The following is a 16,028-nucleotide window of genomic DNA, read 5'->3' as shown; positions in this document are numbered from 1 at the left end:
CCATGGATAAATTAATCATTACCGGCAATGGATCGGTAGACGGTGAAGTGTGGGTGAGTGGCGCTAAGAATGCGGCGCTGCCTATTCTGTGTGCCAGCCTGTTGGCCGATGGCCCCGTGGTGATTGGTAACTTGCCGCACTTACAGGATATTACCACCACCTTAGAACTGCTCGGCCGCATGGGCGTTGAGCCGGTGATGGGCGAAAAGCTGAGTATTCAGTTGGATGGCTCCCAAGTCACTCAGTGTCACGCACCGTATGAGCTGGTTAAGAAAATGCGTGCCTCGATACTGGTGTTGGGCCCTCTGCTTGCCCACTTCGGTAAAGCCGATGTATCGCTACCCGGTGGTTGCGCCATTGGCTCGCGCCCGGTGGATTTGCATATTCGCGGTTTAGAAGCCATGGGGGCGGAGATTCGCGTTGAGGCTGGCTATATCCGCGCGCGGGTGGACGGTCGTCTAAAAGGGGCAACTATCTACTTTGATACCGTGACAGTGACCGGTACCGAAAACCTGCTGATGGCGGCGACCCTAGCCGATGGCAAAACCGTTCTGGAAAACGCTGCCCGCGAGCCTGAAATTGTCGACTTGGCTGAGTGCTTGATCAAAATGGGCGCTAAAATCTGCGGTCAAGGCACTGACACCATTACTATCGAAGGCGTCGAAAAACTGCACGGTTGCGAGCACGATGTCATGCCCGACCGTATCGAGACAGGCACCTTTCTAGTTGCCGCCGCCATGACTGGCGGACGGGTGAAGGTCAAGCGCACCCGGGCCGATATCCTGGACGCGGTCATTGCCAAGCTGGAAGAGGCGGGTGCGGAAGTCACCAGTGGAGACGACTGGATCGCCCTGGATATGCACGGCAAGCGTCCTAAGGCGGTGAATATTCGTACTGCGCCTTATCCAGCGTTCCCAACCGATATGCAGGCGCAGTTCGTGGCCATGAACGCTGTGGCCGTGGGGCACTCTCGGGTGGTCGAGACGATCTTCGAAAACCGCTTTATGCATGTTCAAGAGCTTAACCGAATGGGCGCCAATATCGTGCTGGAGGGCAACACCGCCTTGATTGAGGGGGTCGAGAAGCTTTCCGGTGCACCGGTAATGGCAACCGATCTGCGCGCGTCGGCTTCGCTGGTGATTGCGGCCATGATGGCCGAGGGGGAAACTCTAGTAGACCGCATCTATCACATTGACCGTGGCTACGAGTGTATCGAAGAGAAATTGCAGCTGCTGGGTGCGCGCATTCGCCGTATTCCTGGCTAGACCATTTCTACTGAGTCTCTGCTGCTAAGCCCCTGCATGCTAATAACCACTGGGCAACACGATGAGTAAGCAACTGATTTTAGCCCTCTCGAAGGGCCGTATTCTGGAAGAGACGCTGCCACTACTGGCCGATGCGGGTATTACACCTGCAGAGGATTTAAGCAAAAGTCGTAAGCTGCTATTTGATACCAACTTGCCCGACGTAAAACTGGTGATTATCCGTGCCACCGACGTGCCCACCTACGTTCAGCTAGGGGCAGCCGATGTCGGTATCGCAGGTAAAGATGTGCTGCTTGAGCACGGTGCCGAAGGGCTTTATGAGCCGTTGGATTTGGAAATTGCCCGCTGTAAGTTGATGACCGCGGGTGTGACCGGCCAGTTGCCAGCCCGTGCCCGGCGTCGGGTGGCAACGAAATTTGTTAACGTGGCGCGACGCTACTACGCCGAGCAGGGAATTCAGGCTGAGGTGATCAAACTTTATGGCGCTATGGAACTGGCGCCGTTAATGAATCTCGCCGATGAAATTGTCGATATCGTCGATACTGGCAATACCCTGCGGGCGAATGGTATGGAGCCGCGTGAGCTTATTGCCCATATCAGCACCCGGCTGGTGGTGAATAAGGCCGCCATGACCATGAAGCATGAGCGTATTAAGCCGTTACTAGAGCGCTTGGACAGTGCGGTCAAAAAGCGTCAGACCCAGCTTGCCGAATGATGTGAGGTGACCCATGAGTGAACCCATGAGCAAACAGACGACTGCAACGATTTCACGCCTATCGACAAGCGATGATGCCTTTAACCATCGACTTGATGCGCTGTTAGATTGGGAAGGGGTGTCTGACAAAGCGGTGCAGGCGCGGGTCGAAGAAATTCTTGCCAGTGTAAAGCAGCGCGGCGATGCTGCGGTAGTGGAAGCCACGAATCGTTTTGACCGACTTGCGGCTACCTCGATGGACGAATTGCAGTTAACGCCCGAGCAGTTGAAAAGAGCGTTTGATAACTTGCCTGCTGAGCAGCGCGAGGCGCTTTCCAGCGCCGCCGAGCGGATTAAGTGCTACCACGAGCGTCAGAAGCCCAGCTCCTGGCAATACGAAGAAGCAGACGGCACGGTACTGGGGCAGAAAGTTGCCCCCCTGGATCGCGCCGGTATTTATGTTCCTGGCGGCAAAGCTGCCTATCCCTCGTCAGTGCTGATGAATGCGATTCCTGCCCATGTGGCCGGCGTGCGCGAAATCGTTATGGTCGTGCCTACGCCGGATGGCGTGCTCAATGAGTTGGTGCTGGCAGCGGCTCACTTGGCGGGAGTCGACTATGTGTTTACCATCGGAGGCGCTCAGGCCGTAGCCGCCCTTGCCTACGGCACTGAAAGTGTTCCTCGAGTCGATAAAATAGTTGGGCCGGGCAATATTTATGTGGCCACGGCGAAGCGTGCAGTATTTGGTCAGGTGGGAATTGATATGATTGCCGGGCCCTCGGAGATTATGGTGGTTTCCGATGGTCAGACTGATCCCGATTGGCTGGCAATGGATCTATTTTCTCAAGCCGAACACGACGAAGATGCCCAGGCGATCTTGGTGAGCTGGGATGCCGGACACTTAGATGCTGTGGAGTCGGCAATTGAGCGGTTACTGCCGACCTTAGAGCGCAAAGAGATCGTGCGTGAGTCGCTGCGTAAGCGAGGAGCGTTAGTGCTCTGCCAGGACGCCCAAGAAGCGATTACGTTGATTAACCGGATTGCTCCTGAGCACCTGGAGCTTTCGGTGGCTGCCCCCGAGACGTGGTTAGACGATATTCGTCATGCCGGGGCAATCTTTATGGGGCGTTACACCGCCGAGGCGCTGGGTGATTACTGTGCCGGGCCAAATCACGTGCTGCCTACCTCTGGCACGGCGCGCTTCTCTTCACCGTTGGGGGTTTACGATTTCCAGAAGCGCTCTTCGATTATTCACTGCTCCGCAGACGGTGCTTCTGAGCTGGGCAAAATCGCCTCGGTATTGGCGCGAGGTGAATCACTCACCGCCCACGCCCGCTCCGCGGAGTACCGGATTCGCGATTGATACTGCCAATGCGCTTTGCGCTACGCCAGCGCGTTTTGTAAACAGGCTACGAGTCGCGTGGGCCAGGAGTCTCTTCATTAATTGGGATGGTAGGGAGTGGGCGTTCGCCCACTTCGAGGGTCATCTCCAGGCGCTCGCCGCTACGGACGATGGTGAGTGGTAGCGAGGTGCCGGGTGCGATAGAGGCGATTTCACTCATCGTGGTGCGGGCATCCAGAATAGGCTGGCCATTGACAGAGAGAAGCACATCGCCTGGCTCTAGCCCCGCTTCCGCGGCAGGCCCTCCGCTGACAACCCCCGCGACGATCACACCTTGGGGTGTTTGCAGTCCAAAAGAGGCTGCCAGTTCCCGTGATAGTGCTTGCGCTTCAATGCCTAACCAGCCACGAATTACCCGTCCTTGAGTGACCAGTTCATCCAGAATGCTGTGGGCAAGGTTGGCAGGAATGGCAAAGCCAATGCCTTGGGAGCCACCTGAGCGCGAGAAAATAGCCGTATTAATGCCGACCATGGCGCCCTCAGGATTGACCAGCGCGCCACCTGAGTTACCCGGGTTGATAGCCGCATCTGTTTGAATAAAGTCTTCATAGGCGTTTAGCCCTAAATGATTGCGCCCCGTGGCACTAATAATACCCATGGTGACCGTCTGGCCGACACCAAAAGGGTTGCCAATAGCGAGCGCTACGTCGCCTACCGCTACGTCGGCTGAGTCTGTGAGTTCAATGACTGGCAAATCGTCCAGGTTAATTCTTAGTACGGCTAAATCACTTTCAGGATCTGTGCCGATCACCTCTGCCAGGGTTTCGCGTCCGTCGCGCAGAGCGACCTGGATTTCATCGGCGCCGTTGATGACGTGGTGATTGGTTAGTACGTAGCCGTCCTCACTGACTATAACGCCAGAGCCCAAGCTTGAGAGCATGCGTTGATGGGTCGTCGCGTCATCTCCCTGGTTATCAAAAAATTGCTGAAAAAATGGATCTGACATCAGTGGGTGCTGGTCGCGCTCAACGATGCGCGATGAGTAGATATTTACTACCGCCGGCGCGGCTTGCTCCACTGCCTGAGCATAGCTGACGGGGCCTTTGTTCCGGGAAAGCGGCGCTGCCTGATGAATTTCAGGCGCAGGGCGACTAGGGTTGGGTTCTACCACTTCTGGTGTCGTCGAGATGACCGGCGCGGCGACTTGGGGGGCTTGAGGCGACGAGTCACGAAACGGGTTGGGCAACTGCTCGGGGAGTGCGAAGAGAATCACCACCGCGAGCAGTACGCCAGTGATAACAGGCCAGAGATAAGGCAGCACGTAGCGTCGCATGCAATCAATTCCTTAACGGGTCAGTCTCGCTGTTCGCGATATAAAGCAGCGAGTTTTACAATGGTTTTATGGTAACACTTTCTTAGCAGCTACCTCACGGGTGCGGTTAAATCAATAAAGGACTCAATATGATTCATCGTGATCAACTAGTAGCGGCTTGTGACCATCAGTTGCGTGCGGCAGAGTTTAAAGATTTTACCATTAATGGCTTACAGGTGGCGGGCAGTGAGCACGTCAAGCGCATCATGACCGGTGTTACTGCCTGCCAAGCGCTGCTGGACGAAGCCGTTGCCTGGCAGGCAGATATGGTGCTGGTGCATCACGGTTACTTTTGGAAAAACGAGCCCGTGGCGATTACTGGTATGAAGCAGCGGCGGATTAAAACCCTGCTTGATCATGACATTAGTCTGTTAGCGTATCATCTGCCTCTGGATGCGCATGCCGAGATGGGCAATAACGCGGAGTTAGCCCGTCACTTGGGGTGGAAAGTAGAGGGATGCATTGATGGCGCGCTGGGGGAGGGGCTTTTGTGGTCAGGACGATTACCGCAGCCACACTCAGTCAGTGAGCTGGCAGCGCAAATAGCGCAAACCTTGCAGCGCAAGCCGTTGGTCATTGAAGCCCCGCAGGTGGGAGATATTGAGCGCATCGCCTGGTGTACCGGTGGTGCGCAGGACATGATCACCGACGCCTATGAGTCGGGCGCACAGGTATTTGTATCGGGTGAGATATCCGAGCGAACCACTCACCTGGCGAGGGAGATGGGTATTCATTATATCGCCGCCGGGCACCATGCCACTGAACGTTATGGTGTTCAGGCGCTGGGCGAGTGGCTAAGCGATGAGTATGACGTTGAGCACCGCTTTGTGGATATTGATAATCCTGCTTAACACACTAAATGAAATGCCCCGGATCGCCGATGATGGAAGCCGGGGCTGATCAATCATTATTAGTAGCGCGGTGGCTGTGGTGTCGCCGCCTCATTGCTCTTCAAGCCAAAGTCTTCTGACAGCGTGCCGCCCTTACCATCCGCGTAGTCACGTGGCGTCGAAGGGGTGCTGGCGTCTGCCGTCGTCTGCTGTTCGCGCGCTGGATCGATACCCGAGAGATCAAGGCTAGGCTGAATAGCAGCGTCGCGAATATCCCACTCCGCGGCGTCCTCTTTCAGTTGAAGCTCAAGCTGGTTGGCTTCATCGCGGATATTGCTTAGGCGTTGATAAATACCCGTTAAATGGCTGCCCACGCTGCTCTTCATCTCGGCAATCTGGTGCTCGCGTTCGAGTAGCTTTTGGCGCATGGAAGCCGCTTCACGCTGGCTTTTGCTGAAGAGGCGATAAGCAACCGCTCCAATGATCAGGCCGACGATAAAACCGATTATGGCAAACGTTAATGGTGAGCTCGCGTCCACAGTGTTCTCCCTGGCGCCTTGAATATAATGATTTAGAGGCTGCATATGCTAGCAGCTTAAGAATCAAACAGGCTGCCATTATAGGCGTCACTCAGCCGGTTGGGTCAATCCGCTCATGCGCTTAGATGTCTCTACAGGTATAATCACAACCTTTTCAAGGTTGCCAGTAATGTACTGGCGGCTGCCTTACATGCTGTGGGAGGCGAGTGCATGTCATCAACAACTGCGAGTAGGGCATCGTCAAAAACGCGCCCTGCATCGCCTATAGAGCGCTATCGGGCGGACTTAGAGCGCGATGATTTTCAATATGATGCAGCGCAGGAGTTGGCAGTAAAGCATCTACAGCGGCTCTATGATGAGCTTGTCGCTGCGCCAACAACCGTTCCCAAAGCTCTGGTTGCGAATAAGGGGCTCCATAAAGGGTTAAAAGCCAAGATGGCGGGTTTCATGGGCAAGAAATCCTCATTGGCTGATGAGCCTGTCTTGCCCGATATCCAAGGCCTCTATTTTTGGGGTGGGGTAGGGCGGGGCAAAACCTACTTGGTCGATACCTTTTATGAAGCCTTGCCCTTTCCCGACAAAATGCGTACCCATTTTCACCGCTTTATGCAGCGTGTCCATAACGAGCTGACCCACTATAAAGGTGAAAAGAATCCACTGACCCTAATCGCGGGTAAGTTTGCTACTGAGGCGCGGGTTATTTGCTTTGATGAATTTTTCGTCAAAGATATTACCGATGCGATGATTCTTGCCAACTTGCTAGAGGCGTTATTTGAGCGCGGAGTGGTATTGGTGGCGACCTCTAATATCGTACCTGATGATTTATATAAAGATGGCCTACAACGGGCGCGCTTTTTGCCAGCCATTGAGCTTGTGAATCGTCATTGTGAGGTGGTTAATGTCGATTCTGGGGTGGATTATCGACTGCGCGCATTGGAGCGTGCGGCCATCTTCTACTCGCCGCTGGATGAAGCGGCTGAGCGCGAACTATCGCGCAGCTTTCGGGAAATAGCCGGGCACGAAGGCGAGTCAGAGGCGTCGCTAGAGGTAAACCACCGTGTGTTGAAAACGCGTCGGCTGCATGATGATGTCGCTTGGTTTGAGTTTCTTGAGCTGTGTGACGGGCCGCGCAGTCAAAATGACTATATTGAACTGGCCAGGGAGTTTCATACAGTGCTGGTTTCCAATGTGAGGCGTATGAATGCCAAGCAGGATGATCAGGCACGCCGCTTCATCAATATGGTCGATGAGTTTTATGATCGTGGCGTCAAACTACTGATGTCCGCGGAAGCGCCGATTGAAGAGCTGTATAGCGATGGCAAGCTCACGTTCGAGTTCCAGCGGACTTTGTCGCGTCTACAAGAGATGCAGTCCAAGGAGTACTTGGCGCTGGCGCATAAGCCTTAAAGCCTGACGGGGTGTCGGCTCAGTAAAAAAAGTCACGATACGGCTTAACTTGTCAGTAGCCTTACTGTAGAATGCCGCCTCGCTGCATGTTGCTGGGTTAAACCAGCAACCAAAAAGAATAGGGATGGTGCTTCGCCGTACAACGGTGTAAGTCACCCAATACATTTAATCTGGTGATTTCATCCATGAAGACGTTCAGTGCTAAGCCGCAGTCCGTCCAGCGCGACTGGTATGTAGTCGACGCTACGGACAAAACGCTCGGTCGTCTGGCAACCGAGATTGCTCGCCGCCTACGTGGCAAGCATAAGCCCGAATTTACCCCTCACGTTGATACTGGCGACTACATCGTCGTGATCAACGCAGAGAAAGTCCACGTAACTGGTAATAAGGCGAAGGCTAAAACCTATTACCGCCACACTGGTTACCCGGGCGGTCTGCGCTCTATGACATTCGACAAAATGCTTGATCATGCGCCCGAGCGTATCATTGAGTCTGCCGTTAAAGGTATGTTGCCGAAAGGTCCCTTGGGCCGTGCCATGTACACGAAGTTGAAAGTGTACGCTGGCGACGAGCATCCGCATGCTGCCCAACAGCCGCTTGAACTGAACCTCTGAGGAAATCTTCGCCATGACACAGCAGTATTACGGTACCGGGCGCCGCAAGACTTCCACCGCTCGCGTGTTTATGAAGCCGGGCTCTGGCAAAATTACTGTCAACAACCAAGACCTTGACCTCTATTTTGGTCGTGTTACCGGTCGTATGGTTGTTCGCCAGCCGCTTGAACTGACTGAAACCCTGAACCAGTTTGACATCTTCGTGACTGTCGCTGGTGGTGGTGGTTCTTCTCAAGCTGGTGCGATCCGTCACGGCATTACACGTGCCCTGATGAACTACAATGAAGACCTGCGTCCTTCGCTACGTGCCGCTGGCTACGTAACGCGTGATGCACGTCAAGTTGAACGTAAGAAAGTCGGTCTGCGCAAAGCACGTCGTCGTCCGCAGTTCTCGAAGCGTTAATTTTTACGCTATGCGGAAAAACGCCCAGGTCATCGACCTGGGCGTTTTTTATTGGAATATCAAAAAATTATATTGCTCGTACCACTATGGTCACGAGCGGTTGTTCTTGTGCACAGCGCTTTGTTTTTTTACCATAGAGCGTAATTAATATTCGTCGCCGCAAGACGCCTTTGTGGCGGAACGGGTAAGCTGATGGGAGAAACCTGAAATGGCAGATAACGGCGTAAACAAAGGCCGACGCCGTTTCCTCGTAGGCGCCACCTCCGTTGTGGGTGCGGTAGGTGCTGTCGGGGTAGCGGTACCCTTTGTGGCTTCTTGGCAGCCTAGTGCCAAAGCAAGAGCGGCGGGTGCTCCCGTTCAAGCAGATATTTCCAAGCTTGAGCCTGGGCAGCGTATGACCGTTGAGTGGCGTGGTCGGCCAATATGGATCATTAATCGCACGCCGGAAATGATCGAGCGTACTGAGTCGCTGAGCGGTGAGCAACTGGCCGATCCGGATTCGGAAGAGCCACAACAGCCCGCTTATATCGAGGGTGGATTGCGCTCTATCAAGCCCGAGATTGGGGTGTTGATCGGTATTTGTACTCACCTAGGCTGTTCGCCGTTATTCCGGCCTGAACCCGACGCAGAGGGCGTAGGCGTTGATAACTGGCCGGGTGGTTTCTTCTGCCCATGCCACGGTTCCCGCTTTGATTTGGCTGGTCGCGTATTTAACAACGTTCCTGCGCCGACCAATCTTGAGGTTCCACCCTACCGCTTTGAGAATGACGATATCATTATCGTCGGCGAAGATGAGGAGACTGCCTAATGGGTAATCCGAATAAAGCCAAGGCGGAAAAAGGCCTCATGCGTTGGGTGGATGATCGCTTCCCTGCTACTCAGATGTGGCAAGAGCACCTCTCCAAATATTACGCGCCGAAAAACTTCAATTTCTGGTACTTCTTTGGCTCGTTAGCGCTGCTGGCGCTGGTCAACCAAATCCTCACCGGGGTTTGGTTGACCATGAGCTTTAACCCCTCAGCTGAAGGTGCCTTCGATTCCGTCGAATACATCATGCGTGATGTGGAATGGGGGTGGTTGATTCGCTATATGCACACCACGGGGGCCTCCGCCTTCTTCCTCGTTGTCTATCTGCATATGTTCCGTGGCCTTTTGTACGGTTCTTATAAAGCCCCGCGCGAGTTAGTGTGGGTCTTCGGCATGACTATTTACCTGGTGCTAATGGCGGAAGCCTTTATGGGTTATCTGCTGCCGTGGGGGCAAATGTCCTACTGGGGTGCGCAGGTGATTATCTCGCTGTTCTCAGCGATTCCGGCGATCGGCCCTGACCTGGCACAGTGGGTGCGTGGTGACTTCCTGATTTCAGGCATTACCCTAAACCGCTTCTTTGCACTGCATGTGGTTGCGCTGCCAATCGTTATTCTGGCACTGGTTGTGCTGCACATCATTGCTTTGCATGAGGTGGGCTCGAATAACCCGGACGGCATTGATATCAAGCAGAAGAAGGATGAGGCTGGTGTGCCGTTGGATGGAATTCCTTTCCACCCTTACTACACGGTGAAAGACCTTGTCGGTGTGGCAGTGTTCCTGTTCGTTTTCTGCGTAGTGGTGTTCTACTTCCCCGAAGGTGGTGGCTACTTTATTGAGCGGCCTAACTTTGATCAGGCGAACCCGCTGCAGACACCAGATCACATTGCCCCCGTTTGGTATATGACACCGTTCTACGCCATTCTCCGCGCCATCACCTTCTCGGTCTTTGGTTTAGACGCCAAGTTCCTAGGGGTTATCTTTATGGGCGCGGCGATTGCAATCCTGTTTGTTCTGCCCTGGCTGGATCGTAGCCCCGTGCGCTCTATGCGTTACAAAGGCTGGATGTCGAAAGTCATGCTGCTGCTGTTTGCTATCAGTTTTGTCATCCTGGGTGTTTTAGGTGTGTTGCCATCGACAGAGGGTAGGACACTGCTAGCCCAGGCGTGCACCGTGATCTATTTCGCCTTCTTTGTCTTGATGCCGTTCTACACCAAGCTGGAGAAGACTAAACCCGTTCCGGAAAGGGTGACTGGCTAATGAAAAAGTATCTATTTGGACTCCTTTTCGCCTTAGTGCCAGTAACCGCGATGGCTGCGGGGGGCGCAAGTGTGCCTCACTCGATGGATCCTGATCTGCATGATCAGGCCTCGTTGCAAAATGGCATGAAGCTCTATGTTAACTACTGCATGGGCTGTCACTCGCTTAACTATCAACGCTTTTCGCGTGCGGCAGACGACTTGGGGATGCCTCAGGATTTGGTTGAAGAGAATTTGATTTTCTCGTCAGATTTGGCTTACAACGATCAAATGCATAACGCCATGAACAGCGGTGATGCGGAGGGTTGGTTTGGTGCGCCGCCGCCCGACCTGTCGCTCAAGACGCGTGTGCGTGGGACCGATTGGATTTACTCTTATTTGCTCGGTTTCTACAAAGATCCTAGCCGTCCCACGGGCGTTAACAATACGGTGTTTGACCTAGTGGCAATGCCGAACGTGTTAGAGCCTCTGCAGGGCGTGCAAGAGCTGGTATGTGCTGAAACCGATCACCCGGTAGAAGGGCAAGAACCGGATGCGTTATCGGGCAAGTATCAGTCTTGTAACGTGCTGCAAGTGACCGAACCGGGGGAGCTCGAACCTGCGGAATTTGAGGAGGCGATGTATGATCTTACTAACTTCCTGGCTTATGTAGGTGAGCCCTCCAAGCTTCAAGCACAGGCGCTGGCACCTAAAGTACTGATCTTTATTTTCATTTTTGGTGTGATTGCTTACCTGCTCAAGCGCGAGTACTGGCGAGATATCCACTAATTAGCAGTAGCTGATGGTCAGTGGGGCGCACGGCGTAAGTCGTGCGCCTTTTGCTTGTCAGCATGGCAGTAAAGCAAAGCAAGCTGGCTTCCCCTAAGGTAGCGCTGGCGTGTTATTATCCAAGATTGTTTTGATGTGAGGATGCTTTCATGGGTGTTGTGGCCAAACGGTCGTCGATGATCTTTTACTCAGGCAGTGATGATCATTTCAGTCATCGTGTGCGCATTGTGCTGGCCGAGAAGGGGGTTGCCGTTGACATCGTCGATGTACTCGACGAAAAACCACCGGAAGAGCTGGCAGACCTCAATCCGTACAACAGCGTACCGACGCTGTTAGATCGTGACTTGGTGCTGTATGAGTCCAAAGTTATGATGGAGTACCTGGATGAGCGTTTCCCGCATCCTCCGCTATTGCCTGTTTATCCAGTAGCGCGTGCGCAAAGCCGCCTATGGATGCACCGCATTGAGCGCGAGTGGTGCCCAATGGTCGACCTGATTCGCAGTGGTGGAAAGAAAGAGGCAGATAAAGCGCGTAAAGAGTTGCGTGAAAGTCTGATCGGCATATCGCCAATTTTCGAGGATATGCCTTTCTTTATGAGCGAAGAGTTTACGCTGGTGGATTGTTGTTTAGCGCCTGTATTGTGGCGTTTGCCGGAACTCAATATCGAATTGCCCGAGAAGCAGGTTAAGCCGCTGCTGTCCTACATGTCGCGAGTATTCGAGCGTGAAGCGTTCAAGGCATCTTTAAGTGAGCGTGAAAAAGAGATGCGCGCTTGAATTCATTTGGCTCCTTTGTGCTTGATAAGGGCAGGGAGCCTTTCTTGTAAGGAGGAGGGAGTCTAGATGAAATCGAGTCGCCCCTATCTCGCCCGAGCACTCTATGAGTGGTTGCTGGATAATGAGCTAACGCCTTACCTGGTGGTTGATGCTACCTTGCCTGGCGTTGAGGTGCCCCGTCAGTTTGTTCAAAACGGTCAGATCGTTTTGAACGTGGCGCCGACTGCAGTACGTGATCTTTTTATGGAGAATCAGGCGATAGGCTTTAATGCGCGCTTTGGCGGGCAGCCTATGCAGGTAATGATACCGACTCCGGCCTTAATCGCTATTTACGCCCGTGAGAACGGTGCAGGAATGGTCTTTGGTCATGAGCCTGAGCTAGGTGATGGAGCCGACTCTTTTGGCGCTATTGAGGACGAAGAGAAGCCCTCTAGTAAGCCTGAGCTGTCGATCACAGAGCCCGTCTCCGAAAAGAGTGACAGTGACTCAACGGTGTCAGCGGATACGTCTGAAAAAGAGTCTCAAGCTAAGAGCAAGACGAAGAAAAAACCCACCCTGCGGGTCGTTAAATAACACCCTGGGGTGTGCCGCCCACAAAAAAGCCTCGCTTATTAAGCGAGGCTTTTTTGTGGCTGCTAAAACGCAATGGGAAAACAGTGGATTAGTCTAGGTAATCAAATACTTTTACGATTCGTTGTACACCACCAACCGAGGAAGCGGCATTGACGATACGGTCAGCCTCTTCCCGGGTCACGCGGCCCATCAGATATACGCTGGCATTTTCGGTGGTGACTTTGATTTTTGAAGAGTCGATGCGGTCGTTGGTTGCCAGGTGGCTGACGACATTCGTGGTGAGCCATGTGTCGGTCAGGCGCTGGCTGGCCGGTAGGCGAGCGGCGATGGTGAGTTCGTTGTGGACGTCAGTAACACCGCGTAGGTTGCTGGTAACTTCACCCGCCATATCGCGAAGCTCTTCACTGGGTACTTGGCCCACCAGGAGCACAACGCCGTTATAACTGTGGGCACGAATGCGGGCATCGCCTAGCCGGGCGTCAGCACGCTTTAACGCGTCACCAACTTCACGCTCAATGGTGGTGTCGATGGCTTCAACATCGTCGCTACGCTGAGCATAGTTGGACTGATTGGAGGCTGAGTTGTTAGCGCAGCCGGTAATGAAGAGTGCCGCGCAAAGCGCAACGGCCATAAAGCCGCGGGGGGAGAGGCGTTGGGTCATCGTATGACTCCTTTGATGCTAGCAGTTAAAGACATCGTGGTTGTTAACACAGTACAAATGGCGACTAAGCGCTGCCAAACAACTGTTCATCGATAAGATCGCATAAACAGTGAATCACCAGCAGGTGAACTTCCTGGATGCGGGCCGTCGATGTCGCCGGGACGCGAATCTCGCAGTCATCCTGGCCTAACAGTGACGCCATATCGCCACCGTCGCGGCCGGTAAGGGCAACTACGGTCATATCGCGATCATGGGCGGCTTGAATGGCCTGCACAATATTGCCCGAATTGCCACTGGTGGAGATGGCCAAGAGTACATCACCGGGCTGCCCGAGGGCGCGAATCTGCTTTGAAAACACCTCGTTGTAGCTATAGTCGTTTGCGATTGAAGTGAGCGTGGACGTATCAGTGGTGAGTGCCAGTGCGGGTAGGCTAGGTCGTTCTCGCTCAAAGCGGTTGAGCAGTTCAGAGGAGAAGTGTTGGCTGTCACCAGCGCTGCCGCCATTGCCGCAGGCAAGAATTTTTCCTTCGCTGACAAGGCACTGCACCATCATTTGGCTAGCCACTTCAATGAACGGCGGAAGTACTTCGCTGGCGTACGTCTTGGTGTCGATGCTAGCGTTGAAGTGGCCGAGTATCCGAGATTGAAAGTCCATCAGGGCTTCCTGGTTGAATAGTGATAAAGAGTGTTTTTTAAAGACCGTTTTTAAAGCCAGTTTATAAAAACAGCTTTAAAAAACAGTCAAAAGGCATCAAAGGCAGCTTTTACCCAGTGAAACTCAAGGTTGGGCGGCTTACCCGTTATGGCCAGGATATCAAAGCGGCAGGGTGAAGAAAGCCCGCCGCGGGCGATATAAAGCCGTGCTGCACGCACCAGGCGCTGTTGCTTCTGATAAGTGACGGTTTCCAGCGGGTGGCCGTAGCGCGTCGTGGTGCGGTGTTTGACTTCAACAAAGACGAGAATATCGCCATCGCGCATTACCAAGTCAAGCTCACCCCCTTTCACGTAATGATTCAGCGTGACAAGGGTGAGCCCCTGTTGGCGCAGCCATTGAGCGGCAAGCTGCTCAATGGCTGCGCCGCGGGCACGGGCAGTGTGGGCGTTAGTCGTCACTTTCGATCAGGTTAGGAATTAAAATAGGTGATGGGACGCCATTCTGGAATTTAGCCCAGGGCAGCTCGCGGTAGATGCGGCCATCGTCGCTTAAGTAGAGAGTGCCGGTGCTGCCATGAAGGCCGTTCAGCTCGCCAAGGTTGGAAAAGCGGATAGCCAGCTCGTAAGCATCAACGCCCATTGCCATCAGGCGGAACATGGAAGCGTCTGATTCATCCCGCAGGCTTTGGTAGGTAGATGCAAAGGGCAGAGCCTCTTCGCCACCAACGGCGGCGTCGGGGATTTGCCAGGGAATATCAACGAACATGACATCGTTTAGATCTTGATCGAGGCGAGTCTGTAGGCGTCCTTCATGCAAGTGTGAGGTGGCATAGATTGGCAGATTGGGAGCGTAGTAGTAATCCATAGTCGGCGGTACCTGGCGCGCATACTCGGGCAGTGCGAGCAGGAATAGGGCGTCAATATTGCCTAGGCGCGCGCGATCACCGCTAACACTGAGCGCGGTTTGTACGGCATTGGAGACCGAGCTATCCGGGTTATAGCGCACGGCGTTGGTGATTTCGCCACCCTGGCTATGCCACTCATTCCAGAAGGCTTCGCCTACGCGTCGGCCCCAGCCGTTATCTGGAACCATCATGGACATTTGGCGGTGCCCGTCCTGCCAGGCGCGGCGGGCAACTTGGCGTGCTTCGTCTTCAGCTGAAAGGCCGTACTGGAAGAGTCGCTGGGCTTGATTGTTATCACCGCTACCATAGTTGAGTGCCAGTGTAGGGAGCGGCACGCTATCGCGCTGTTCTAGCTGGGTAACTCGATCCTTATCCAGCGGGCCAATAATTAACTGCGCATTCATTTGTTGGGCGCGGTCATAGAGCTCATCCATCGAGTAGCGCGAGGTGTCCAGGAAGCTTAGCTCGACGTTGCTGCCCTTGGCGTCATGGTGCTGCCGCATAGCCGAAGCGATAGTATTGGCGACGCTGCTAAGCGGGCCTGATTCGGGCAGTGCTACCACGATGCGGCGTATTTCCTGACCCTCAAGCTCTGGCAGCGCAACGCTCACTGCGCCGCTGGGCTGATCAAGCGCCTCACGGGCCCAGCGCTGGCGTTCTTCAAGCCGCTCCTGCTGGTTAGCCTGCATCGGCAGCTCGTCGCCGAGTACCTGAGTGGCGCGCAGCACGGCACGGGGTTCATTCAACGCGCGGGCAAGCTCGGAAAATAGCAGTGCCCAGCGTACCCGGTCGGGTTCTGAGAGCAAGCTTTCATCAATCCCATCGGCGGTTTCGAAGGCTCTGTCGCGCTCACCTTGACGGGCCAGAATATTAGCCGCTTCCAGACGTGTTTTCGCGGCTTGCTCTGGCGCTTGCTGTTCCGCTTGGCTGAGGAGCTGGCCAGGGTCTTCATCTGGCACTCGATCTACCACGCTAGGCGATTGCATCGCACAGCCAGCAACGAGAAATGCCACAAGGGCAGCGGCGAGTAAGCCACGTAATGACTGTTTCATGTATCCTTCCTTAGGTTTCCATTTGCGCTGTCGCTGCTTGTCAGCGATTGACCAAGCCACTGCACAAGCATAGCGCACCAGCAGGGCAAGCCATCAACGAATTGAGA

18 protein-coding genes are annotated in these 16,028 nt (G+C 54.1%); 12 read left to right on the top strand and 6 right to left on the bottom strand.

Annotated elements, in window-relative coordinates; translation table 11 throughout:
* The first annotated feature begins 2 nt into the window (after positions 1 to 2).
* From murA to hisD, 3 genes are all read left to right on the top strand, one after another.
* Positions 3 to 1,265 carry a UDP-N-acetylglucosamine 1-carboxyvinyltransferase gene (gene murA, locus HZS52_RS19285; protein ID WP_022523926.1) on the top strand — a complete coding sequence of 421 codons (1,263 nt, stop codon included), beginning with the start codon at positions 3 to 5 and terminating at the stop codon, positions 1,263 to 1,265.
* Positions 1,266 to 1,326: 61 nt separating this feature from the next.
* Complete coding sequence (gene hisG, locus HZS52_RS19280) at positions 1,327 to 1,980, top strand: ATP phosphoribosyltransferase (protein WP_022523925.1); 654 nt, start codon at positions 1,327 to 1,329, stop codon at positions 1,978 to 1,980.
* Between the two features lie 25 nt (positions 1,981 to 2,005).
* On the top strand, positions 2,006 to 3,322 hold the full coding sequence (gene hisD, locus HZS52_RS19275) for a histidinol dehydrogenase (RefSeq protein ID WP_022523924.1): 1,317 nt from the start codon (positions 2,006 to 2,008) through the stop codon (positions 3,320 to 3,322).
* 46 nt (positions 3,323 to 3,368) lie between these two features.
* Here the strand turns inward: hisD and HZS52_RS19270 are convergent, their stop codons facing one another.
* On the bottom strand, positions 3,369 to 4,634 hold the full coding sequence (locus tag HZS52_RS19270) for a Do family serine endopeptidase (protein ID WP_022523923.1): 1,266 nt from the start codon (positions 4,632 to 4,634) through the stop codon (positions 3,369 to 3,371).
* A 128-nt stretch (positions 4,635 to 4,762) separates the two neighbouring features.
* Here HZS52_RS19270 and HZS52_RS19265 point away from each other — a divergent pair, with 128 nt between their 5' ends.
* Positions 4,763 to 5,524 carry a Nif3-like dinuclear metal center hexameric protein gene (locus HZS52_RS19265; protein WP_138800072.1) on the top strand — a complete coding sequence of 254 codons (762 nt, stop codon included), beginning with the start codon at positions 4,763 to 4,765 and terminating at the stop codon, positions 5,522 to 5,524.
* A gap of 59 nt (positions 5,525 to 5,583) precedes the next feature.
* Here the strand turns inward: HZS52_RS19265 and HZS52_RS19260 are convergent, their stop codons facing one another.
* Positions 5,584 to 6,042 carry a Z-ring associated ZapG family protein gene (locus HZS52_RS19260; protein ID WP_190373411.1) on the bottom strand — a complete coding sequence of 153 codons (459 nt, stop codon included), beginning with the start codon at positions 6,040 to 6,042 and terminating at the stop codon, positions 5,584 to 5,586.
* A gap of 210 nt (positions 6,043 to 6,252) precedes the next feature.
* Here HZS52_RS19260 and zapE point away from each other — a divergent pair, with 210 nt between their 5' ends.
* From zapE to HZS52_RS19220, 8 genes are all read left to right on the top strand, one after another.
* A complete protein-coding gene (gene zapE / locus HZS52_RS19255) occupies positions 6,253 to 7,449 on the top strand; it encodes a cell division protein ZapE (protein ID WP_022523920.1) in 1,197 nt (398 codons plus the stop codon).
* A gap of 185 nt (positions 7,450 to 7,634) precedes the next feature.
* Complete coding sequence (rplM, locus tag HZS52_RS19250; RefSeq protein ID WP_022523919.1) at positions 7,635 to 8,063, top strand: 50S ribosomal protein L13; 429 nt, start codon at positions 7,635 to 7,637, stop codon at positions 8,061 to 8,063.
* Between the two features lie 13 nt (positions 8,064 to 8,076).
* Positions 8,077 to 8,466 (top strand): 30S ribosomal protein S9, encoded by a 390-nt coding sequence (rpsI, locus tag HZS52_RS19245; protein ID WP_022523918.1) that lies wholly within the window; start codon positions 8,077 to 8,079, stop codon positions 8,464 to 8,466.
* A 208-nt stretch (positions 8,467 to 8,674) separates the two neighbouring features.
* Entirely contained in the window at positions 8,675 to 9,274 is a 600-nt protein-coding gene (gene petA, locus HZS52_RS19240; RefSeq protein WP_022523917.1) for a ubiquinol-cytochrome c reductase iron-sulfur subunit, read from the top strand.
* Positions 9,274 to 10,533, top strand: a complete 1,260-nt coding sequence (locus tag HZS52_RS19235) for a cytochrome b (protein WP_009287783.1) — start codon at positions 9,274 to 9,276, stop codon at positions 10,531 to 10,533. Before petA ends, HZS52_RS19235 begins: the two co-directional genes overlap by 1 nt.
* Positions 10,533 to 11,300, top strand: coding sequence for a cytochrome c1 (locus HZS52_RS19230; RefSeq protein WP_009287784.1), 768 nt, complete (start codon positions 10,533 to 10,535; stop codon positions 11,298 to 11,300). Before HZS52_RS19235 ends, HZS52_RS19230 begins: the two co-directional genes overlap by 1 nt.
* A gap of 149 nt (positions 11,301 to 11,449) precedes the next feature.
* Entirely contained in the window at positions 11,450 to 12,076 is a 627-nt protein-coding gene (gene sspA, locus HZS52_RS19225; protein WP_190373410.1) for a stringent starvation protein SspA, read from the top strand.
* 66 nt (positions 12,077 to 12,142) lie between these two features.
* Positions 12,143 to 12,649 (top strand): ClpXP protease specificity-enhancing factor, encoded by a 507-nt coding sequence (locus HZS52_RS19220; RefSeq protein ID WP_190373409.1) that lies wholly within the window; start codon positions 12,143 to 12,145, stop codon positions 12,647 to 12,649.
* Positions 12,650 to 12,737: 88 nt separating this feature from the next.
* On the opposite strand, the gene HZS52_RS19215 is transcribed toward HZS52_RS19220, so the two are convergent.
* From HZS52_RS19215 to HZS52_RS19200, 4 genes are all read right to left on the bottom strand, one after another.
* A complete protein-coding gene (locus HZS52_RS19215; protein ID WP_190373408.1) occupies positions 12,738 to 13,310 on the bottom strand; it encodes a BON domain-containing protein in 573 nt (190 codons plus the stop codon).
* Positions 13,311 to 13,374: 64 nt separating this feature from the next.
* Positions 13,375 to 13,965 carry a phosphoheptose isomerase gene (locus HZS52_RS19210; protein ID WP_007114714.1) on the bottom strand — a complete coding sequence of 197 codons (591 nt, stop codon included), beginning with the start codon at positions 13,963 to 13,965 and terminating at the stop codon, positions 13,375 to 13,377.
* Between the two features lie 86 nt (positions 13,966 to 14,051).
* Positions 14,052 to 14,423: a YraN family protein gene (locus tag HZS52_RS19205; protein ID WP_138800074.1), complete on the bottom strand. Its 372-nt coding sequence runs from the start codon at positions 14,421 to 14,423 to the stop codon at positions 14,052 to 14,054.
* Positions 14,413 to 15,921, bottom strand: a complete 1,509-nt coding sequence (locus tag HZS52_RS19200) for a penicillin-binding protein activator (RefSeq protein ID WP_190373407.1) — start codon at positions 15,919 to 15,921, stop codon at positions 14,413 to 14,415. The genes HZS52_RS19205 and HZS52_RS19200 overlap by 11 nt, the downstream gene beginning before the upstream one ends.
* Positions 15,922 to 16,028: the final 107 nt, after the last annotated feature.

The organism is Vreelandella titanicae, assembly GCF_014697095.1.
GTDB lineage: Bacteria > Pseudomonadota > Gammaproteobacteria > Pseudomonadales > Halomonadaceae > Vreelandella > Vreelandella titanicae.
This window is presented reverse-complemented; position numbering and strand designations above follow the sequence as displayed.